Genomic DNA, 20,702 nt, shown 5'->3' with positions numbered 1-20,702 from the left:
CATCCCCACTGGAAACCCTGAGGCCCCGACCTCGACGGACCGCGGCTCCGGCCGCGCCCGCAGCACCCCGCGTGCCGGCGGCGAAAACGGATTCGGCCCTCAACAGCGCAGACCATAGGATGGACCCCCGTGACCCCCGCCGATCTGGCCGAGCTGCTCAAGAGCACCGCGGCCGCCGTGCTCGCTGAGCACGGCCTCGACGCTGCTGCGCTGCCCGACACCGTCACTGTCGAGCGTCCCCGCAACCCGGAGCACGGTGACTACGCCACCAACCTGGCGCTCCAGCTGGGCAAGAAGGTCGGCGCGAACCCGCGTGAGCTGGCCGGCTGGCTGGCCGCCGCGCTGGTCGCCAAGGACGGTATCGCCGCCGCCGACGTCGCAGGACCGGGCTTTGTCAACCTGCGCATCGAGGCGTCGGCGCAGAACACCATCATCGACAGCGTCCTTGCGGCGGGCGCGAGCTACGGCCACTCGAACGATCTGGACGGGCAGAAGGTCAACCTTGAGTTCGTCTCGGCCAACCCGACCGGCCCGATCCACATCGGCGGCACCAGGTGGGCCGCCGTCGGCGACGCGCTCGGCCGGGTGCTCAGCGCGCAGGGCGCCCACGTGGTGCGCGAGTACTACTTCAACGACCACGGCGCGCAGATCGACCGGTTCACCAACTCCCTGATCGCCGCCGCCAAGGGGGAGCCGACCCCCGAGGACGGCTACGCCGGCGACTACATCGGCGACATCGCGACACAGGTGCTCGCCAAGGAGCCCAACGCGCTCACGCTGCCGGATGCCGAGATGCGGGAGACGTTCCGCGCCATCGGCGTGAACCTGATGTTCGATCACATCAAGGAGTCGCTGCACGAATTCGGCACCGACTTCGACGTCTTCACCCACGAAGACTCGATGCACACGTCCGGGCGCGTCGAGCAGGCGATCACCAAGCTGCGCCAGACCGGCTTCGCCTACGAGAAGGACGGTGCGGTCTGGTTGCGCACCACCGACTTCGGCGACGACAAAGACCGCGTCGTCATCAAGAGCAACGGCCAGCCGGCCTACGTCGCAGGTGATCTGGCCTACTTCCTGGACAAGCGGCAGCGCGGATTCGACCTGTGCATCTACATGCTCGGCGCCGACCACCACGGCTACATCGCGCGGCTGAAGGCATCCGCCGCCGCGCTCGGCGACGACCCCGACACCGTCGAGGTGCTGATCGGTCAGATGGTCAACCTGGTCCGCGACGGTCAGCCGGTCCGGATGAGCAAGCGCGCCGGCACGGTCATCACGCTCGACGACCTCGTCGACGCCATCGGCGTGGACGCCGCCCGCTACGCGCTGATCCGCAGCTCGGTCGACACCCCGATCGACATCGACCTGGCGTTGTGGTCGTCGGCATCCAGTGAAAACCCGGTCTACTACGTGCAATACGCGCACGCGCGGCTGTCCGCGCTGGCCCGCAACGCCGCAGAACTCGGCATCACGCCCGACACCGCGCATCTCGATCTGCTGACCCATGACAAGGAAGGCACCCTGATCCGCAACATCGGGGAGTTCTCCCGGATCCTGGCCACCGCCGCGAGTCTGCGCGAACCGCACCGGGTGTCGCGCTACCTGGAGGATCTGGCCGGCGACTACCACCGGTTCTACGACTCGTGCCGCGTGCTGCCCCAAGGCGATGAGGAGCCCGGTGACCTGCACGCCGCGCGCCTGGCGCTGTGCGCGGCCACAAGGCAGGTGATCGCCAACGGGTTGGCGATTCTGGGCGTCAGCGCCCCGGAGCGGATGTGATCGCGCACCCGGCCGGCCCCCGGCACGCAGACGAGGGGCAGACGTCCGCGGTGGCCGAACGTCCCCGTGACAGTGCCGACGTCTTGGCGCTCGCACCGAATGTCTGGCCCCAGAACGCTGTTCGCGGCGACAACGGAGTCGTGTCGATCGCCGGCGTCTCGGTCGCCGACATCGCCGCCGAGTTCGGGACGCCGGTGTTCGTCATCGACGAGGCCGACTTCCGTGCGCGCTGCCGCGACATCTCGGCCGCCTTCGGCGGCGGCGACCATGTCCGCTACGCCGCCAAGGCGTTCCTGTGCACCGAGATAGCGCGCTGGATCGACGAAGAGGGCCTCGCGCTTGACGTCTGCAGTGGGGGAGAGCTGGCCGTCGCGTTGCACGCCGGCTTCCCTCCCGGCCGAATCGCGTTGCACGGCAACAACAAATCGATTGCCGAGTTGACCGCGGCGGTGAAGAACGGCGTCGGCCACGTCGTGGTCGATTCCATGACCGAGATCGAGCGTCTCGACCGGATCGCCGGCGAGAACGGGATCGTCCAGGACGTGCTCATCCGCGTCACCGTCGGCGTCGAAGCGCATACCCACGAGTTCATCTCCACCGCGCACGAGGACCAGAAGTTCGGGTTGTCGCTGGCCAGCGGGGCGGCGATGACGGCCGTGCGCCGGGTCTTCGAGACCGACCATCTGCGTCTGGTGGGTCTGCACAGCCACATCGGATCCCAGATCTTCGACGTCGCGGGCTTCGAGTTGGCCGCACACCGGGTGATCGGGCTGCTGCGCGACGTGGTCGCCGAATTCGGCGTCGACAAGACCTCCCAGATGGAGATCGTCGACCTCGGCGGCGGGCTCGGCATCTCCTACCTCGCCCATGAGAACCCGCCCCCGATGGACGAGCTCGCCGACAAGCTGCAGGCCATCGTCCGCAACGAGTCGGCAGCGGTCGGTCTGCCCGCCCCCAAGTTGGTGGTCGAACCCGGCCGCGCCATCGCAGGCCCGGGCACCATCACCCTCTACGAAGTCGGCACCGTCAAGGATGTGGCCATCAGCGCGGCCGCGCACCGCCGGTATGTCAGCGTCGACGGCGGCATGAGCGACAACATCAGGACGTCGCTCTACGGCGCCGAGTACGACGTCCGGCTGCTGTCGCGCGTCAGCGATGCCGCCCCGACGCTGGCGCGCGTGGTGGGCAAGCACTGCGAGAGCGGCGACATCGTGGTGCGCGACGCGTGGGTCTCCGACGACGTCACACCGGGGGACCTGCTCGGCGTCGCCGCCACCGGCGCATACTGCTATTCGATGTCGAGCCGCTACAACCTGATCGGCCGACCGGCCGTGGTGGCCGTGCGCGACGGGCGGGCCCGCCTGATCCTGCGCCGGGAGACGGTCGACGATCTCTTGAGTCTGGAAGTGAGGTGAAGCGGTGACCAACCCTGAAAACAGTGAAATCGGTGTAGCCGTTCTGGGGCTGGGCAATGTGGGCAGCCAGGTGGTGCGCATCATCGAGGAGAGTGCGCACGATCTGACCGCGCGTATCGGCGCCCCGCTCGTGGTGCGCGGCATCGGGGTGCGCCGGGTCGACGCCGACCGCGGAGTGCCCGCCGAGTTGCTCACCGACAACATCGAGGAGCTGGTCTCCCGCGAAGACGTCGACATCGTCATCGAGGTGATGGGCCCGGTCGAGCCCGCACGCAAGGCGATCCTGGCCGCGCTGGAGCAGGGCAAATCGGTCGTCACGGCGAACAAGGCACTCATGGCCGTCTCGGCCGGCGAGCTCGCCCAGGCTGCCGAGAGCGCCCATGTGGACCTGTATTTCGAGGCGGCGGTGGCCGGGGCCATCCCCGTCATCCGTCCGCTGACCCAGTCGCTGGCCGGTGACACCGTGCTGCGGGTGGCCGGAATCGTCAACGGCACCACCAACTACATCCTGTCCGAGATGGGCAGCACCGGTGCGGACTACACCAGCGCGCTGGCTGACGCGAGCGCGCTCGGGTACGCCGAGGCGGATCCGACGGCCGACGTCGAGGGTTACGACGCCGCCGCGAAGGCCGCGATCCTGGCCTCGATCGCCTTCCACACCCGCGTCACCGCCGACGACGTCTACCGCGAAGGCATGACCAAGGTGTCCGCAGCCGACTTCGCCTCGGCCCGCGCGCTCGGCTGCACGATCAAGCTGCTGGCGATCTGCGAGCGGCTCGTCGACGATCAAGGGCAGGAACGTGTTTCGGCCCGTGTCTACCCGGCGCTGGTGCCACTGGAGCATCCGCTGGCCTCGGTCAACGGCGCCTTCAATGCCGTCGTCGTCGAAGCGGAGGCGGCGGGAAGGCTGATGTTCTACGGACAGGGCGCCGGCGGTGCACCGACGGCCTCGGCGGTGCTCGGCGACCTCGTGATGGCCGCCCGGAATCGGGTGCAGGGTGGCCGCGGCCCCCGCGAGTCCAAGTACGCCAAGCTGCCCATCGCGTCGATCGGGCTGATCCCCACCCGCTACTACGTGAACATGAATGTCGCCGACCGGCCCGGGGTGCTCTCGGCGGTGGCGGCGGAGTTCTCCAAGCGTGAGGTCAGCATCGCCGAGGTACGGCAAGAGGGCATGGTCGACCAGGGCGGTCAGCGCTGTGGCGCCCGCATCGTCGTGGTCACCCACCAGGCGACCGACGCGGCCCTGTCGGAAACCGTTGCCGCGCTTGCCGACCTGGAAGTCGTCCAGAGCATCAACAGCGTCCTTCGGATGGAAGGAACCACAGCGTGAATGTCACCCGTGCCGTGCACCAACCCTGGCCCGGCCTGATCGAGGCGTATCGCGACCGGTTGCCGGTCGAGGACAGCTGGACCCCTATCACGTTGCGGGAGGGCGGAACCCCGCTGCTGCCGGCACCACGGCTGTCGGAATACACCGGCTGCACAGTGCACCTGAAGGTCGAGGGGCTCAACCCCACCGGGTCGTTCAAGGATCGCGGCATGACCATGGCCGTGACGGAGGCGGTGTCCCGCGGCCAGGAGGCAGTGCTCTGCGCATCCACGGGCAACACCTCGGCGTCGGCGGCTGCCTACGCGGCTCGGGCGGGCATCACCTGTGCGGTGCTGGTGCCGCAGGGCAAGATCGCGATGGGCAAGCTGGCGCAGGCCGTCATGCACGGCGCCAAGATCATCCAGATCGACGGCAACTTCGACGACTGCCTCGAGCTTGCGCGCAAGCTGACGTCTGATTTCCCGAGCGTGTCACTTGTCAACTCGGTCAACCCGTTCCGGATCGAAGGTCAGAAGACGGCCGCCTTCGAGATCGTCGACGCACTCGGTGATGCGCCCGACATTCATGCGTTGCCCGTCGGCAACGCAGGCAACATCACGGCCTACTGGAAGGGCTACACCGAGTACCACGCAGACGGCCTGACCACGCGGCTGCCGCGCATGCTCGGCACACAGGCCGCGGGTGCAGCGCCGCTGGTGCACGGGGAACCGGTCAGCGATCCCGAGACCATCGCCACCGCCATCCGGATCGGCTCACCCGCGTCCTGGAGTTCCGCGGTAGAGGCCCAGCAGCAGTCCGACGGCCGCTTCCTGGCTGCCACCGACGAGGAGATCCTGGCCGCTTACCATCTGGTCGCCCGCGCCGAAGGAGTCTTCGTCGAGCCGGCCTCGGCGGCGAGCATCGCCGGCCTGCTGAAGTCCATCGAAGATGGTTGGGTCGCCAAGGGTTCGACTGTCGTGTGCACCGTGACCGGCAACGGGCTCAAGGATCCCGACACCGCCCTCAAAGGCATGCCTGCGGTCATCGCCGTGCCGGTCGACCCGGTCGCCGTGGTCGCCAAGCTCGGCCTGGTCTAGCGCGGCAGCCGGTGACCCGCACACTCCCTCCCGGTCTGGCCGCCACGGCCGTGGTCGCGGCCTCGAGCGCCAATCTGGGCCCAGGCTTCGACTCCATGGGTCTGGCAGTCAGCATCTACGACGAGATCGCGCTTGAGACAACCGACTCCGGCCTTGTCATCGAGGTCGAGGGCGAAGGCGAAGGCCAGGTTCCGCTGGACGCTTCGCACCTGGTGGTCCGTGCCATCGAGCGTGGCCTGCGGGAGAACGGTCTGGCCGCGTCCGGGCTCATTGTGCGGTGCCGCAACAACATTCCGCATTCCCGAGGTCTCGGGTCTTCGGCTGCTGCAGTGGTTGGCGGTCTGGCTGCCGCCAACGGTCTTGCGGCGCAATACGATTGCACTCCGATGTCGACCGAGCGCTTGGTTCAGGTGTCCTCGGAGTTCGAAGGCCACCCGGACAACGCGGCGGCCGCGGTTCTCGGCGGTGCCGTGGTGTCCTGGACCGAACCCGGCGTCGATGCGCCGGGCTACGGCGCAGCGCCGATCCGGCTGCATCCCGACATCAATATCTTCACCGCGATTCCGCAGGTGCGGTCGTCGACCGCGGAGACCCGGGTCCTGTTGCCCGAGCAGGTCAGCCACACCGAAGCTCGTTTCAATGTCAGTCGCGCCGCGCTGCTGGTGGTCGCACTCACCGAGCGCCCGGATCTGTTGATGCTCGCAACCGAGGATGCGCTCCATCAGCCGCAGCGGGCCGCCGCGATGCCGGCGTCGGCGGAATACCTCGCGGTGCTGCGGCGTTGTGGAGTTGCGGCAGTGTTGTCAGGAGCCGGGCCCGCAGTGCTTGCACTGAGCACCGAGACTGATTTACCTGCCGAAGCCGTCGAATACGGCAGCCGCAGCGGGTTCACCGTCGGCAGGATGTCCGTCGGCGACGGCGTAACGTGGTCGTCAGGAGCATCTGTCCGCAGCCGGATGACGAGTGGGCAGCAGTAACACCTGCATCATGCGAATCATCGGGTTTCTTGCTTCCAACTCGGATGCGGGTTATTCTCGCTCTCGTCCAGCAATCGCAGCTTCTTTACCTGCGCCGACACTAGGACGACTCTTCTTTCAGGTGTTCAAATTTGTGGACTGACGGTTCGCCGTATCCCGGCGAGACCCGGCGATCATCGTTGCAGTGGCAATGGTGTGACCTCGGCGTTCAGCGGATTGGCTGAACGCACTGAACCCCCGCGTGACTCCGATCAGCGAGGGAAGAAAGGAAATCCGTGACTGATACGGACCTCATCACGGCTGATGGCAGCAACGAAAGCAGTGAGCTGCCGAAGTCCGTGACAAACGTCTCCACCTCCGCGGAAGCAGGTGCGCCCGTCTCGGCGCCCGCCGCGGATGATGCCCCGGCAGCGGCCGCCCCCGCTCGTCGTGGTGCTCTGACCGGCATGGTCCTGCCGGAGCTGCGCGCTCTGGCCAAGGAGATCGGTGTCGAAGGCGCTTCCGGCCTGCGCAAGGGCGAACTGATCGCGGCCATCCGGGAACGTCGCGGCGAATCCAACGGCACGTCCGCGCCCAAGGCCGCTTCGCCTGCCCCCGCAGAGGCCCCTGCCGAGTCCACGGACACGAGCGACAAGGGTGCGGCCGGCGGCGACGCAACCGCCCAGACCGCGGATGCGCAGCCTCCTCAGCGTCGCCGTGAGCGCCGGGGCGCCTCGCGTGAGCAGGGCGGCCCGACGAACGAGCCCGCCAAGAGCGAGGACAACGCCGACGCCACGCAAGCCGACGCCGGTGAGGCCGCGGACCGTGACAAGAAGTCGCAGCAGGATCCGGAGGCTGGTGGCCGCGACACCCGGCAGAACCGGGACAATCAGCGCAACCAGGACACCCGGAACCAGGACAACCGCAACCAGGACAACCGCAACCAGGACAACAAGGCCGACTCCGAGCAGGACAACCGGTCCGACGGCGGCGGCCAGAACCGTGGCGGTCGCGGCGGCGACAACAGTGCGCGCGACCGGGGCGACAACAACGCCCGCGACCGGGGCGGCGACAACAACCGTGACCGGGGCGGCGACAACAACCGCGACCGCGGCGGCGACAACAACCTCGACGACGACGGCGATGGCCGGCAAGGTCGTCGGGGCCGCCGGTTCCGCGACCGCAAGCGCCGCGACCGCGGTGAGGGCGGCGGCAACGCAGGCGGGGGTCAGGACCGCGACACCGAGCTGCGCGAGGACGATGTCGTGCAGCCCGTGGCCGGCATCCTCGACGTACTCGACAACTACGCGTTCGTGCGCACGTCGGGTTACCTCGCCGGTCCGAACGACGTGTACGTCTCGATGAACATGGTCCGCAAGAACGGTTTGCGGCGCGGCGACGCGGTCACCGGCGCGGTGCGCGTCCCCAAGGATGGCGGCGACAACACCAACCAGCGGCAGAAGTTCAACCCGCTCGTCCGGCTGGACAGCGTGAACGGCAAGCCGGTCGAGGAAGCCAAGAAGCGGCCCGAGTTCCAGAAACTCACACCGCTCTACCCGAACCAGCGGCTGCGTCTGGAGACGACTCCGGACAAGCTGACGACGCGCGTCATCGACCTGATCATGCCGATCGGCAAGGGGCAGCGCGCCCTGATCGTGTCTCCGCCCAAGGCCGGTAAGACCACGATCATGCAGGACATCGCCAACGCGATCACCCGCAACAATCCGGAATGCCACCTGATGGTGGTGCTCGTCGACGAGCGGCCGGAAGAGGTCACCGACATGCAGCGCTCGGTCAAGGGTGAGGTCATCGCCTCCACCTTCGACCGGCCGCCGTCCGACCACACCCAGGCCGCCGAGCTCGCCATCGAGCGGGCCAAGCGCCTGGTCGAGCAGGGCAAGGACGTTGTCGTGCTGCTGGACTCGATCACCCGGCTGGGCCGCGCCTACAACAACGCCTCGCCCGCCTCGGGCCGGATCCTGTCCGGTGGTGTCGATTCCACCGCTCTGTATCCGCCGAAGCGCTTCCTCGGCGCCGCGCGCAACATCGAAGAAGGCGGGTCGCTGACGATCATCGCCACCGCGATGGTCGAGACCGGCTCCACCGGTGACACGGTGATCTTCGAGGAGTTCAAGGGCACCGGTAACGCCGAGCTCAAGCTCGACCGCAAGATCTCCGAGCGGCGCGTCTTCCCCGCGGTCGACGTCAACCCGTCGGGCACCCGTAAGGACGAGCTGCTGCTGTCCGCCGACGAGTTCGCGGTGGTGCACAAGCTGCGCCGGGTGCTCTCGGGTCTGGACCCGCATCAGGCGATCGACCTGTTGATGAGCCAGCTGCGCAAGTCCAAGAACAACTACGAGTTCCTGGTCCAGGTGTCGAAGAACACCCCCGGCGGCAACGACCACGACTGAGCGATTTCGGTGTAGTTGGTCAACCTCAGCGCGACCAACTACACCGAGGTCACCTGTATGGGTCGGTGATGTCGCGCAGCGAGAGCAGCGCGGCCCGCATTGCGTCGAAACGCCTGTCGCCCAAGTGCTTTCGCCACTCCCGCTCAACCGCGGCCACCTCGCGGGCCGCACTCCGGCATACCTCGACGCCTTTGTCGCTCAGCGTCACCAGGCGAGCTCTGGCATCGGTCGGATCCATCCGGCGCGCCACGTATCCGGCGCGCTCGAGCTGATCGACAAGGGCGCCCGCCGTCTGTTTGGTCACCCCTGAGTGGTCGGCGAGATCCGTCAGCCGCATCCCGGCGGGATCGAGCCGCTGTAGCAGCCGCGACTGGGCGAGGGTCAGGTCGTCGGCGCCGGACCGCGCCAGCGCGGCCATCACCCGGCTCTCGGCCTCGCGGTGTGCGATGAACATGAGCACCGCGGTGCTCGGCTGTTCGTCCATGCGTTGACTTTAGTACGAGAGCCTGACTATATTCGTCAGTGTTCCTGACTAAAAGGGTGAGGCGTCAATGGATCGTGACACTGTGTGGAAGCACATCGACGAGCAGCGGCGGGGGATGGCCGACCTGATCGAGCAGATCGATGCCGACAATCCCGCGGCGTGGGACACGCCCTCGCTGTGCACGGGCTGGACCGTTCGTCACGTCGCAGCGCATCTGACGCATTCCACGATCAGTGCGCCTCGCATGCTGCTGGAGGCCGCGCGCAGCGGCTTCCGGTTCAACGCTGTGGTCAACCGGATGGCCGTCACCGACACCAGGCCGCCCGCGGAACTGGCCGCCGCCCTGCGCTCCGTCGTCGGGACCCGGCGACATCCCCCGGGAACCACCGAACTCGACCCGCTGACCGACGTCCTCGTGCACGCCCAGGACATCTGCGTACCCCTCGGGATCCACCGACCCATGCCCGTCGACGCGGCCGTCGCGGCGGCAGAGCGGGTGTGGGGCATGGGGTTTCCCTTCCGGGCGCGGAAACGCTTGGCCGGCACCAGGTTGGTGGCGACCGACGCGGACTTCTCCGCCGGCGAAGGGCGGGAGGTGGCGGCCCCTATCCGCGACCTGCTGATGCTGCTGACCGGACGGCCCGCGGCGGTCGCCGAGTCGCTGTAGGTCAGCCCGCCGGATCGCTGCGCAACGCGGCCACGATGTAGCGGCGCGCATGGTGCAGCACCGAATCGTGGTCGTCGACGTTGCACTGCTCACCCGGCACGGTGGCGAGGCTCATCATGATCCGCGCGATCCATTCGGCGGCTTCGGCGCGGTTGGTGTCCTGATGGATCTCACCCCGGTCGACGGCCGCCTGGACGTAGGGCTCCCAGAATGCGGCGATCTCCGGGATCAGGCTCCGCACGCCAAGGCCCACGCACGCCGTGAACGCCTCCGGTTCCTCCTGGCGAAGCTTGAGAACCAGCGCGCCCGGGGTCTCGGACTCTTTCCGCGCCAGCCCCACGCCCACCGCGATCTGCTGGTCCAGTCCGGTCACCGCGTCGAGGCGGGTGCGGGACTCGGTCCAGAACGCGTCGTTGAGCCGGACGATGGCGGCGCCGAGAAGCTCGGCTTTGTCGGGGAAGTGTCGGTAGAGCCAACCGCGGCTGACGCCGGCCACCTCGGCTACTTCGGACACGGTGGTGGCGCGGATGCCTTTCGCGGTCAGGCACTGTTCCGCTGCGTCGATCAGCCGGTCTTTGACGGACCGGGCCGGAGGCTTGGCCTCCGGGGTGGCCGGGGATTTGGCAGCAGTGCCGACGCTCATCGACATATCTTCGCAAATGAAAGCGGTGCAGGGGCTGAGGTACGCTTCGCGCGGCCGGTGCGGTAGACAACTATCGCAATCTGTTCACGAGTGCGAAGGACGGGCGGTTTTGGCCGAGACAGTTCAGCAGTTGCTGCGCGAACGAGCCGACAGCGACGGCATCGCGGTGAAGTTCGACGGCCATACGTGGACGTGGCGTGAGCACCTCGAATGCGCCGCGGTGCAGGCTGCTGCGCTGATCGGCCTCGCCGACCCCGCGCGCGCCATGCACGTCGGCGTTCTGCTCGGCAACACCCCCGACATGCTCACCGCGATGGCTGCCGCCGGCCTCGGCGGCTACGTTGTGTGCGGTATCAACAACACCCGTCGGGGCGCCGCACTTGCCCGGGACATCCAGCGTGCCGACTGCCAGCTGGTCATCACCGACGCCGCCCATCGGGAGCTGTTGGACGGCGTGGAGCTGCCGGGGGTTCGGCTTCTGGTGATCGATACCCCGGAGTGGGACGAGCTGATGGCGCAGGCCGGTGAGCTGACACCGCACCGTGAAGTCAGCGCCACCGATACCTACATGCTCATTTTCACCTCCGGTACCAGCGGCGACCCCAAGGCCGTCAAGATGATGCACGCGATGGTGCTGCTGGCGGGTGCGGCGCTGGCCGGCCGATACGAGCTCACCCCCGACGACGTCTGCTATCTGTCCATGCCGCTGTTCCACAGCAATGCGGTGCTGGCCGGGTGGTCCGTCGCACTGAATTCCGGCGCGGCGATGGCACCCGCTCACTTCACCGCGACGCGGTTCATCGACGACGTCCGCCGCTACGGCGCCACCTATATGAACTACGTGGGCAAGCCATTGGCCTACATCCTGGCCAGCACCGAACGGCCCGACGACATCGACAACCCGCTGCGCGTGGCGTTTGGCAATGAGGCCAGCGACCGCGACATCGCCGAGTTTTCCCGGCGCTTCGGCTGCGAAGTGTGGGACGGCTTCGGATCGACCGAGAACGCGGTGACGGTGACGCGGGAGGAGGGCTGCCCGCCCGGGTCGATCGGCAAAGGTTTTCCCGGCGTGGCGATCTACAACGCCGAGACGCTGACCGAATGTGACGTCGCGGCATTCGACGAGCACGGAGCGCTGGTCAACGGCGACACGGCGATCGGCGAGTTGGTCAACACGCAGGGGGCCGGCATGTTCGCCGGTTACTACAACGACGAGGGTGCCACCGGCGAGCGCATGCGGCACGGCATGTTCTGGTCCGGCGATCTGGCCTACCGCGACGCCGACGGCTGGATCTACCTGGCTGGCCGCACCGCCGACTGGATGCGGGTCGACGGCGAGAACATGACGGCGGCACCGATCGAGCGCATCTTGATCCGCTTGTCCGCGATCAGCCGGGTGGCGGTGTACCCCGTTCCCGACGAGTACGTCGGCGACCAGGTGATGGCCGCGATCGTGCTGCAGGACGACGCGAAGCTCACGCCCGAGGAGTTCGAGGCGTTCCTGACCGGGCAGCCCGACCTGTCGCCCAAAGCGTGGCCGCGCTACGTCTGGATCGCCGACGACCTGCCCAGCACCGCGACGAACAAGGTGCTCAAGCGCGAACTCGTCGCCATGGGCACCGATCTGGCCGGCCGGACGTTGTGGAAGCGCGACGGCACGGTCTACCGGACGGTGCCGGGACAGGAATAGTGCCCGCCGTGTGGGCGTTTAGGCTACTGGTGGTTGACCTGGCATAATGCATGTCAGTCTGCCGGCCTCGGCCGGGTGGACCGCCCAACACCTCGGTTCCGGTTCACGCCGTAACTCCCCGAGACGGGGAGGGCGACCCGGAGCCACGATCGAAGAGGACACCATGAAATCGGGTATTCACCCTGACTATGTCGAGACCACCGTGCTGTGTGGTTGCGGCGCAAGCTTCACCACCCGCAGCACCAAGAAGAGCGGAAACATCACTGTCGAGGTCTGCGCGCAGTGCCACCCGTTCTACACCGGCAAGCAGAAGATTCTCGACAGCGGCGGCCGCGTCGCCCGCTTCGAGAAGCGCTACGGCAAGCGCAAGGCTGCCGGCGAGACTGCCGACAAATAGCTTCTCCGTTCGGCGCCCGCTCTGCTCCTTCGTGTGCAGAGTTGGGCGCCGTTTCGTGATTAAGGGAACAGATCTGGAACACGGTTTGCCCGAGGAGGCGAGATGACCAAGGCCGCACCCGCGATCGAGGTGATTCTGGCCGAGCATGCCGAGTTGGAACAGCGTCTGTCCGAGCCCGAACTGCACGCTGACCCAGCCGCAGCGCGGAAGGCGGGCCGCCGCTTCGCGCAGCTGTCGCCCATCGTCGCGACGTACCGCAAGTTGGAGGAAGCCCGCGGTGACCTGGGCGCGGCCCGCGAACTGGCCGCCGACGACGACTCCTTCGCCGACGAGGTCGACGAGCTCGACGCCACCGTCGACAAGCTCGAGACGCAGCTGACCGACCTGCTCGCCCCGCGCGACCCGCACGACGCCGACGACGTCGTGATGGAGGTCAAGTCCGGTGAGGGCGGCGAGGAGTCGGCGCTGTTCGCCGCGGACCTGGCCCGGATGTACATCCGCTATGCCGAACGGCATGGCTGGACTGTCACGATGCTCGGCGAGACGACCTCCGATCTCGGTGGCTACAAGGACGCGACGCTGTCGATCAGCAGCAAGGGTGACTCCGCCGACGGTGTGTGGTCCCGGCTGAAGTTCGAAGGAGGCGTCCACCGCGTGCAGCGGGTGCCCGTCACCGAGTCGCAGGGCCGCGTGCACACCTCGGCGGCCGGCGTGCTCGTCTACCCCGAACCCGAAGAGGTGGAGCAGGTCCAGATCGACGAGTCAGATCTGCGCATCGACGTCTACCGGTCATCCGGCAAAGGCGGTCAGGGCGTCAACACCACCGACTCCGCCGTCCGCATCACCCACCTGCCCACCGGCATCGTCGTGACATGCCAGAACGAGCGCAGCCAGCTGCAGAACAAAGCCCGCGCCATGCTGGTGCTGGCGGCGCGCCTCCAGGCGCTCGCCGAGGAGCAGGCCAGTGCTGACGCATCGGCCGACCGCGCCAGCCAGATTCGCACCGTCGACCGCAGCGAACGGATTCGTACCTACAACTATCCGGAGAACCGGATCGCCGATCACCGGATCAACTACAAGTCGCACAACCTCGACCAGGTGCTCGACGGCGACATGGACGCGTTGCTCGACGCCCTCGCCGCCGCGGACAAGCAAGCCCGGTTGCAGAGCACGTGAACGTCGCCGATCGGGCTGCGACCATGCGACAGATGATCGACGACGCCACCGCCGCTCTCGCCGCGGCAGGGGTGGGATCGCCTCGGGTCGACGCGGAGTTCCTGGCGGCCCACGCGGCAGGGACCGAGCGCGGACGCGTCGCGTTCGTCGAGCCCGACGTCACGTTCGATGCGCGCCTGCGCGAGCTGATCGCCCAGCGCGCCGAGCGCGTCCCGTTGCAGCACCTGATCGGAACCGCGGCGTTCGGCCCGGTCACCGTCCACGTCGGCCCCGGCGTGTTCGTGCCGCGGCCGGAAACCGAATCCCTACTGGAATGGGCTGCAGCGCAGCAATTGTCGAGTGACCCATTGATCGTCGACCTGTGCACCGGGTCGGGTGCGCTGGCGGTGGCACTGGCGCGGAGCATTCCAGGCGCGCGGGTCATCGCCGTCGACGACTCCGACGAGGCGCTCGCCTATGCGCAGCGCAATGTCGCCGGCACCGCCGTGGAGCTGGTGCGTGCAGACGTCACCGAGCCCGGCCTGCTCGGTGCGCTCGACGGCGCCGTCGACCTGCTCGTCGCCAACCCGCCCTACATCCCCGACGGCACGCCTCTGGACCCTGAAGTGGCCCAGCACGACCCGGCGCACGCGCTGTTCGGCGGCGCGGACGGCATGGCGGTGATAGAGCCCATCGTCACCGCGGCGGCCCGGCTGCTTGTGCCCGGCGGCCGCTGCGCCGTCGAGCACGACGACACGACGACACGACAGACCGTCGACGCGTTCCTGCGGGTCGGCGGTTTCAGCGAGGTGACGGCCCGACACGACCTCGCAGGCCGGCCACGATTCGTGACCGCGGTGCGGACCGGGTGAGAGGCTGGCGAGTGTGACGGCAGCGAGAAGCGAAGGCGGATCGCGCATGACGCAGCGAGAAGCGAAGGCGGATCGCGCATGACGCAGCGAGAAGCGAAGGCGGATCGCGCATGACGCAGCGAGAAGCGAAGGCGGATCGCGCATGAGCGCAGAAATGTTCAACTGTGCCGATCCGGAACAGCGTGCGACCGGGATCGCCTCGGCGATCAGTGCCCTCAAGGGCGGCAGTCTGGTCGTCATGCCCACCGACACGGTCTACGGAATCGGCGCCGACGCCTTCGACAGCGAGGCAGTCGCCGCGCTGCTGGCGGCGAAAGGGCGAGGGCGGAACATGCCGGTGCCCGTGCTGGTCGGCTCGTGGCACACCATCCAGGGGCTGGTCTATTCGGTGCCCAACAGTGCCAAAGAACTGATCCGCGCGTTCTGGCCGGGTGCGTTGAGCCTGGTCGTCCGGCAGGCGCCGTCCCTGCAGTGGGACCTCGGCGACGCCAACGGCACGGTGATGCTGCGGATGCCGCTGCACCCCGTCGCGATCGAGTTGCTGCGCGAGGTCGGCCCGATGGCCGTATCCAGTGCCAACATCTCCGGTCGCCCCGCCGCGGTCACCGCCGGACAAGCCCGCGATCAGCTCGGCGACCTCGTCGAGGTGTACCTCGACGGCGGCCAGGCCGAGCAGCAGGCGGCATCGACGATCGTCGACCTCACCGGTGCACATCCCCGGGTGCTGCGGGAAGGCCCGGTCACCCTCGACGCGATCGCGGCCGTACTCGGTGTGGAAGCGCAGACCCTCACCGCCCCTCAGGCAGAGTGATCTGGACTTTCGTGCATCTGGGTCCAGCGACGATCACCGCCACACAGGCGGGGGAGAGCCTGATCGCGCTCTCCGACCGCGGCGCGGGTGTGCCGCTGCGGGAACTCGCGCTGGTCGGTCTGACCGCGGCGATCATCACCTACCTGGCCACCGGCTGGGTTCGGGTGCTGGCCACCCGTTGGGGCGCGGTGGCCTTCCCGCGCGAACGCGACGTCCACGTGCAGCCGACCCCGCGGATGGGTGGGCTGGCGATGTACCTCGGCGTGGTGGCGGCCGTCCTGCTGGCCTCGCAGCTGCCCGCGCTGACCCGGGGGTTCGTCTACTCGTCCGGCCTGCCCGCGGTGGTCGTCGCCGGTGGGCTGATCATGCTCGTCGGGTTGATCGACGATCGGTGGGGGCTGGACGCTCTGACCAAGTTCGCCGGTCAGATCACCGCCGCAAGCGTGCTCGTGACGATGGGCGTGGCCTGGAGCGTGCTGTACATCCCGATCGGCGGCGTCGGCACCATCGTGCTGGACCAGGTGGCCTCCATCATGCTGACCCTCGCGCTGACGGTGGCCATCGTCAACGCGATGAACTTCGTCGACGGCCTGGACGGGCTGGCGGCCGGCCTCGGCCTCATCACGGCGTCGGCCATCTGCATGTTCTCTGTCGGGTTGTTGCGCGACCACGGCGGCGACGTGCTGTTCTATCCGCCTGCCGTCATCTCGGTCGTGCTGGCGGGTGTATGCCTCGGATTTCTTCCGCACAACTTCCACAAGGCCCGGATCTTCATGGGCGATTCCGGGTCGATGCTGATCGGCCTGATGCTCGCCGCGGCGTCGACCACCGCCGCCGGGCCGATCTCGCAGACCGCGTACGGCGCCCGCGATGTGTTCGCGTTGCTGTCACCGTTCCTGCTCGTGGTCGCTGTCATGTTCGTCCCCGCCCTCGACATGCTGCTCGCGATCATCCGGCGCACCCGCAAAGGGCTGAGTCCGTTCAGCCCCGACAAGATGCATCTGCACCACCGACTGCTCGAGATCGGCCACTCGCACCGTCGGGTGGTGCTGCTCATCTACCTCTGGGTGGGCATCGCGGCGCTGGGGGCTGCGAGCACGATTTTCTTCGACCCGCGCCGCACCGCGGTGGTCATGGCGGGAGCCGTCCTGATCGCCGTCGTCGTCACCCTGATACCGCTGCTGAGGCGCCGAAATGGACCCGTGGCCGAGGTATACGACGAAAAGTAGTAGGCCCTCTTTTATGGCCCTCACCATGTGTTAGGGTTTTGTGAGAACCCGAAAAGACCTCGCGGGTTGCCGGCCCCCGGGCCGCTCGGTGCGTTCACTTCTCAGTACCGATCGGAACGGAATACCGACCGACATTTTGACCGAAACAGGGAGCTACCCCTTGGGTGATTCCAGCGTGCGCATCGCGCTCCGATACGCTACGGGCGCCACGCACAGGAACATCGAGGCGACCTCCTTGTGGCCTATCAGTTTCGACGACCGCGGGATAGAGGTGACGCAGTGACGACGCCAGCGCAAGACGCGCCGTTGGTGTTCCCATCCGTTGCATTCAGGCCGGTCCGCCTCCTCATCGTGTGCATTGCTCTGACCGGTGTCGCACTGCTGGCGTCCGGGTTCACGGGCAACATCTTCTTCGGCGCCTTCTTCGGGGTCGGCCTAGGCCTCGGCTTGATCAACGCTCTGCTGGTGCGCCGGGCGGTCGAGGCGATCACCGCCGAGGACCACCCGCTGAAGAAGAAGATGGCGGTGAACTCGGCGACCCGGCTGCTGGTCATCACCGCAGTCGCACTCACCATCGCCTTCGTCTTCCGTGAGCACGGCGGCATCGCGGTGCTCTTCGGTCTTGCGATCTTCCAGGCCCTGCTGGTGCTCAGCACGAGCCTGCCGGTGATGAAGAAGATCCGCAGCGAGGGCCTCAACGTGCTCGACACCGATTCGAAGAATTGATCTGACGCCATGAACGCGCTGGACCGACTGAACGGGAAATGACAGGGACGATGACCGAATCCATCCTCGCCGCTGAGGAAGGTGGCGCCGCCATCCACGTCGGACACCACACGCTGGTGTTCGAGATGTTCGGTATGACGTTCAACGGCGACACCATCCTCGCCACCGCGATCACCGCGGTGATCATCATCGGGCTGGCGTTCTTCCTGAAGTCCAAGGTCACCGCGACGGGCGTGCCCGGCGGTGTGCAGCTGTTCTGGGAGGCACTCACCATCCAGATGCGCCAGCAGATCGAGGGCTCCATCGGGATGAAGGTCGCACCGTTCGTGCTGCCGCTGGCCGTCGCACTGTTCGCCTTCATCCTGATCTCCAACTGGCTGGCCGTGTTTCCCTGGCAGTACGGCGGATCCGACGGCGCTGCCGCCGAGCTGTACAAGCCACCGGCCTCGGACATCAACTTCGTACTGGCGCTCGCGCTGTTCGTGTTCATCTGCTACCACGCCGCGGGCATCTGGCGTCGCGGCATCATCGGGCACCCGATCAAGGTCGTCAAGGGGCACGTCGCCTTCCTGGCGCCGATCAACATCGTCGAAGAGCTCGCCAAGCCGATCTCGCTGGCACTCCGACTTTTCGGCAACATCTTCGCCGGCGGCATCCTGGTGGCGCTCATCGCGATGTTCCCCTGGTACGTCCAGTGGGCGCCCAACGCGATCTGGAAGACGTTCGACCTGTTCGTCGGATTGATCCAGGCGTTCATCTTCGCTCTGCTGACGATCCTGTACTTCAGCCAGTCGATGGAACTGGACGAAGACCACCACTAGACCTGCACGACCCGTACGACCACGAAATCTGGCGGCACCGCCGCCAGTTATCAAGGAGGAATAAGGAATGGATCCACAGGCCCTCATCACGGCCGGCGCTCTGATCGGCGGCGGATTGATCATGGGTGGCGGCGCCATCGGTGCCGGCATCGGTGACGGTATTGCGGGTAACGCCCTGATCGCCGGCATCGCCCGGCAGCCCGAGGCTCAGGGTCGCCTGTTCACACCGTTCTTCATCACCGTCGGCCTGGTCGAGGCCGCGTACTTCATCAACCTGGCCTTCATGGCGCTGTTCGTCTTCGCCACGCCGGGCGCGTCGTAATCCATCGGCATGGGTGAAGTGACCGTATCCCTCCTCGCCGCGGAAGAAGGCGGGGGCCAGAGCAACTTCCTGGTCCCCAACGGCACCTTCTTCGTGGTACTGCTCATCTTCCTGATCACCCTTGGGGTGATCGCGAAATGGGTTGTGCCTCCCGTCAGCAAGGTTATTGCTGCACGTGAGGCGATGCTGGCCAAGACTGCCGCGGACAACCGCAAGTCGGCCGAGCAGGTCGCCGCCGCCCAGGCCGACTACGACGAGACCATGGCCGGTGCGCGCTCGCAGGCATCGTCCATTCGTGACGAAGCCCGGACAGCCGGCAGGCAGGTCGTCGACGAGAAGCGGGCCGAGGCCAGCGACGAGGTCGCCGAGACCGTGCGTCAAGCGGACGCCGAGCTGTCCGATCAGCGCGCATCGACGCAGACCCAACTGCAGGACTCGGTGGGCAACCTTTCCTCCACCTTGGCCAGCCGGATCCTCGGCGTTGATGTGAAATCAGGCGGGAGCCAGTAGATGTCGACATTCATCGGCCAGCTGATCGGGTTCGCGGTCATCGTCGCAATCCTCATGAAGTGGGTCGTTCCGCTGGTGAAGGGCCTGATGCAGAAGCAGCAGGAGGCCATCCGCGTCGCACTCGCCGAGAGCGCGGAAGCGGAGAGGAAGCTCGCCGATGCGGACGCGATGCACGCCAAGGCCGTCGAAGATGCCAAAGCGGCGGCGGCCAAGGTCACCGAAGAGGCCAAGCACGACTCCGAGCGCATCGAGGCCCAGCTGCAGGAGCAGGCGGGCCTGGAAGCCGAGCGAATCAAATCGCAAGGCGCGCAGCAGCTTCAGATGATGCGCCAGCAGGTGATCCGTCAGCTGCGGGCCGGTCTGGGTGAACAGTCCGTCCGCAAGGCCGACGAACTCGTCCGCGCCCACGTCGCCGACCCGGCGGCCCAGGCGGCGACCGTCGACCGGTTCCTGGACGAACTGGATCAGATGACGCCGTCAGAGGCGACCATCGAGACCGGCGCCACCGCCCGCCTGCGTGCGGCCAGCCGCGACTCGCTCGCCACACTCGTCAGCGAATTCGACACCGTCGCAGGCCGACTGCGTGAGCCCGGACTGACCACGCTGGCCGACGAGCTGGTCTCGGTCGCGCGTCTGCTGATCTCCCAGCCGGTGCTGGCCAGGCACCTCGCCAGGCCCACCGACGATCCGGCACCCAAGATCCGTCTCGCCGAGACCCTGTTGTCGGGCAAGGTCGACGACCACACCCTCGACCTCGTGCGGACCGCCGTGTCACAGCGCTGGTCCGAGGAATCCAATCTGGTCGACGCCATCGAGCACCTCGCGAGGCTCGCCCTGCTGAAGCGGGCCGAGGTCTCCGACGAGGTCGACGAGGTGGAGGAGCAGCTCTTCCGGTTCGGCCGCCTGCTCGACGACCAGCCCCGCCTGACTTCGCTGCTGAGCGACTACACAGCTCCTGCCGAGGGCCGGATCGGGCTGCTGGACAAGGTGATCGATTCTTCCGGCGCCAATGGCACCGCTGCCGAACTGTTGCGCCAAACCGTCGGGCTTCTGCGCGGGGAGCGCGCCGACGAGGCCGTTGTCGACCTCGCAGAGCTCGCAGTCGCGCGCCGGGGCGAGATCGTCGCCCACGTCACGGCCGCCGCGGAGCTGTCCGATGCGCAACGGACCCGGCTCACCGACGTGCTGACGCGCATCTACGGGCGTCCGGTGGGCGTCCAGCTGCACGTCGATCCGGAACTGCTCGGCGGGCTTTCGATCGCCGTCGGCGACGAGATCATCGACGGTTCCATCGCCTCGCGCCTGGCGGCCGCCCAGACGCAGCTTCCGGATTGATGAGCGCTCGCGCGAAGAAACGACAGCACTGATACAGACTCCGGAACTCCACAGACCACCCGATTAA

20 protein-coding genes are annotated in these 20,702 nt (G+C 67.4%); 18 read left to right on the top strand and 2 right to left on the bottom strand.

The features are described 5' to 3' along the window. Window positions 1–129: 129 nt before the first annotated feature. From argS to rho, 6 genes are all read left to right on the top strand, one after another. Window positions 130–1,782 (top strand): arginine--tRNA ligase, encoded by a 1,653-nt coding sequence (gene argS, locus EL337_RS20360; RefSeq protein ID WP_048635285.1) that lies wholly within the window; start codon window positions 130–132, stop codon window positions 1,780–1,782. Further along, window positions 1,779–3,197, top strand: a complete 1,419-nt coding sequence (gene lysA / locus EL337_RS20355) for a diaminopimelate decarboxylase (RefSeq protein WP_048635286.1) — start codon at window positions 1,779–1,781, stop codon at window positions 3,195–3,197. Before argS ends, lysA begins: the two co-directional genes overlap by 4 nt. 4 nt (window positions 3,198–3,201) lie before the next feature. Then, window positions 3,202–4,530: a homoserine dehydrogenase gene (locus tag EL337_RS20350; protein ID WP_048635287.1), complete on the top strand. Its 1,329-nt coding sequence runs from the start codon at window positions 3,202–3,204 to the stop codon at window positions 4,528–4,530. Further along, window positions 4,527–5,606, top strand: coding sequence for a threonine synthase (thrC, locus tag EL337_RS20345; RefSeq protein ID WP_048635288.1), 1,080 nt, complete (start codon window positions 4,527–4,529; stop codon window positions 5,604–5,606). The genes EL337_RS20350 and thrC overlap by 4 nt, the downstream gene beginning before the upstream one ends. A gap of 11 nt (window positions 5,607–5,617) precedes the next feature. After that, window positions 5,618–6,583 (top strand): homoserine kinase, encoded by a 966-nt coding sequence (gene thrB, locus EL337_RS20340; RefSeq protein WP_048635289.1) that lies wholly within the window; start codon window positions 5,618–5,620, stop codon window positions 6,581–6,583. Between the two features lie 275 nt (window positions 6,584–6,858). Next, the gene (gene rho, locus EL337_RS20335; RefSeq protein WP_048635290.1) at window positions 6,859–8,973 is read left to right on the top strand and encodes a transcription termination factor Rho; all 2,115 of its coding nucleotides are present in this window, start codon (window positions 6,859–6,861) and stop codon (window positions 8,971–8,973) included. A 49-nt stretch (window positions 8,974–9,022) separates the two neighbouring features. Here rho and EL337_RS20330 read toward each other — a convergent pair whose 3' ends face one another. Further along, window positions 9,023–9,457: a MarR family winged helix-turn-helix transcriptional regulator gene (locus tag EL337_RS20330; RefSeq protein WP_048635291.1), complete on the bottom strand. Its 435-nt coding sequence runs from the start codon at window positions 9,455–9,457 to the stop codon at window positions 9,023–9,025. Between the two features lie 67 nt (window positions 9,458–9,524). On the opposite strand from EL337_RS20330, the gene EL337_RS20325 reads away from it, so the two are divergent. Next, the gene (locus tag EL337_RS20325) at window positions 9,525–10,124 is read left to right on the top strand and encodes a maleylpyruvate isomerase family mycothiol-dependent enzyme (protein ID WP_048635292.1); all 600 of its coding nucleotides are present in this window, start codon (window positions 9,525–9,527) and stop codon (window positions 10,122–10,124) included. Between the two features lies 1 nt (window position 10,125). On the opposite strand, the gene EL337_RS20320 is transcribed toward EL337_RS20325, so the two are convergent. Next, window positions 10,126–10,773, bottom strand: a complete 648-nt coding sequence (locus tag EL337_RS20320; RefSeq protein ID WP_048635293.1) for a TetR/AcrR family transcriptional regulator — start codon at window positions 10,771–10,773, stop codon at window positions 10,126–10,128. A 103-nt stretch (window positions 10,774–10,876) separates the two neighbouring features. On the opposite strand from EL337_RS20320, the gene fadD1 reads away from it, so the two are divergent. The 11 genes from fadD1 to EL337_RS20265 all read left to right on the top strand — a co-directional run bounded on the left by fadD1 (window position 10,877) and on the right by EL337_RS20265 (window position 20,635). Continuing rightward, a complete protein-coding gene (gene fadD1, locus EL337_RS20315; protein ID WP_048635294.1) occupies window positions 10,877–12,457 on the top strand; it encodes a fatty-acid--CoA ligase FadD1 in 1,581 nt (526 codons plus the stop codon). A gap of 163 nt (window positions 12,458–12,620) precedes the next feature. Continuing rightward, window positions 12,621–12,854, top strand: coding sequence for a 50S ribosomal protein L31 (gene rpmE / locus EL337_RS20310; protein ID WP_048635295.1), 234 nt, complete (start codon window positions 12,621–12,623; stop codon window positions 12,852–12,854). 102 nt (window positions 12,855–12,956) lie between these two features. Next, window positions 12,957–14,030, top strand: a complete 1,074-nt coding sequence (prfA, locus tag EL337_RS20305; RefSeq protein ID WP_048635296.1) for a peptide chain release factor 1 — start codon at window positions 12,957–12,959, stop codon at window positions 14,028–14,030. A 23-nt stretch (window positions 14,031–14,053) separates the two neighbouring features. After that, window positions 14,054–14,881, top strand: a complete 828-nt coding sequence (gene prmC, locus EL337_RS20300; RefSeq protein ID WP_048635311.1) for a peptide chain release factor N(5)-glutamine methyltransferase — start codon at window positions 14,054–14,056, stop codon at window positions 14,879–14,881. A gap of 142 nt (window positions 14,882–15,023) precedes the next feature. After that, window positions 15,024–15,692 (top strand): L-threonylcarbamoyladenylate synthase, encoded by a 669-nt coding sequence (locus EL337_RS20295; protein WP_048635297.1) that lies wholly within the window; start codon window positions 15,024–15,026, stop codon window positions 15,690–15,692. Window positions 15,693–15,703: 11 nt separating this feature from the next. After that, complete coding sequence (locus EL337_RS20290) at window positions 15,704–16,921, top strand: glycosyltransferase family 4 protein (protein WP_048635312.1); 1,218 nt, start codon at window positions 15,704–15,706, stop codon at window positions 16,919–16,921. 279 nt (window positions 16,922–17,200) lie between these two features. Beyond that, window positions 17,201–17,647 carry an ATP synthase subunit I gene (locus EL337_RS20285; RefSeq protein WP_048635298.1) on the top strand — a complete coding sequence of 149 codons (447 nt, stop codon included), beginning with the start codon at window positions 17,201–17,203 and terminating at the stop codon, window positions 17,645–17,647. Between the two features lie 50 nt (window positions 17,648–17,697). Continuing rightward, window positions 17,698–18,468, top strand: a complete 771-nt coding sequence (gene atpB, locus EL337_RS20280) for a F0F1 ATP synthase subunit A (protein ID WP_197724135.1) — start codon at window positions 17,698–17,700, stop codon at window positions 18,466–18,468. 67 nt (window positions 18,469–18,535) lie between these two features. Next, complete coding sequence (locus tag EL337_RS20275) at window positions 18,536–18,790, top strand: F0F1 ATP synthase subunit C (protein WP_048635300.1); 255 nt, start codon at window positions 18,536–18,538, stop codon at window positions 18,788–18,790. Between the two features lie 9 nt (window positions 18,791–18,799). Beyond that, a complete protein-coding gene (locus EL337_RS20270; RefSeq protein ID WP_048635301.1) occupies window positions 18,800–19,300 on the top strand; it encodes a F0F1 ATP synthase subunit B in 501 nt (166 codons plus the stop codon). After that, entirely contained in the window at window positions 19,301–20,635 is a 1,335-nt protein-coding gene (locus EL337_RS20265) for a F0F1 ATP synthase subunit B/delta (RefSeq protein ID WP_048635302.1), read from the top strand. Window positions 20,636–20,702 lie beyond the last annotated feature (67 nt).

Source organism: Mycolicibacterium aurum, from assembly GCF_900637195.1.
Taxonomy (GTDB): domain Bacteria; phylum Actinomycetota; class Actinomycetes; order Mycobacteriales; family Mycobacteriaceae; genus Mycobacterium; species Mycobacterium aurum.
This window is presented reverse-complemented; position numbering and strand designations above follow the sequence as displayed.

Excerpts from the sequence above, each read along its gene's own strand:
- EL337_RS20325 (WP_048635292.1), top strand. The coding sequence starts at position 9,525 with ATGGATCGTGACACTGTGTGGAAGCACATCGACGAGCAGCGGCGGGGG.
- EL337_RS20295 (WP_048635297.1), top strand. The coding sequence starts at position 15,024 with ATGAGCGCAGAAATGTTCAACTGTGCCGATCCGGAACAGCGTGCGACC.
- prfA (WP_048635296.1), top strand. The coding sequence starts at position 12,957 with ATGACCAAGGCCGCACCCGCGATCGAGGTGATTCTGGCCGAGCATGCC.
- EL337_RS20270 (WP_048635301.1), top strand. The coding sequence starts at position 18,800 with ATGGGTGAAGTGACCGTATCCCTCCTCGCCGCGGAAGAAGGCGGGGGC.
- EL337_RS20275 (WP_048635300.1), top strand. The coding sequence starts at position 18,536 with ATGGATCCACAGGCCCTCATCACGGCCGGCGCTCTGATCGGCGGCGGA.
- prmC (WP_048635311.1), top strand. The coding sequence starts at position 14,054 with ATGCGACAGATGATCGACGACGCCACCGCCGCTCTCGCCGCGGCAGGG.
- EL337_RS20265 (WP_048635302.1), top strand. The coding sequence starts at position 19,301 with ATGTCGACATTCATCGGCCAGCTGATCGGGTTCGCGGTCATCGTCGCA.
- EL337_RS20320 (WP_048635293.1), bottom strand. The coding sequence starts at position 10,773 with ATGTCGATGAGCGTCGGCACTGCTGCCAAATCCCCGGCCACCCCGGAG.
- atpB (WP_197724135.1), top strand. The coding sequence starts at position 17,698 with ATGACCGAATCCATCCTCGCCGCTGAGGAAGGTGGCGCCGCCATCCAC.
- EL337_RS20330 (WP_048635291.1), bottom strand. The coding sequence starts at position 9,457 with ATGGACGAACAGCCGAGCACCGCGGTGCTCATGTTCATCGCACACCGC.
- rpmE (WP_048635295.1), top strand. The coding sequence starts at position 12,621 with ATGAAATCGGGTATTCACCCTGACTATGTCGAGACCACCGTGCTGTGT.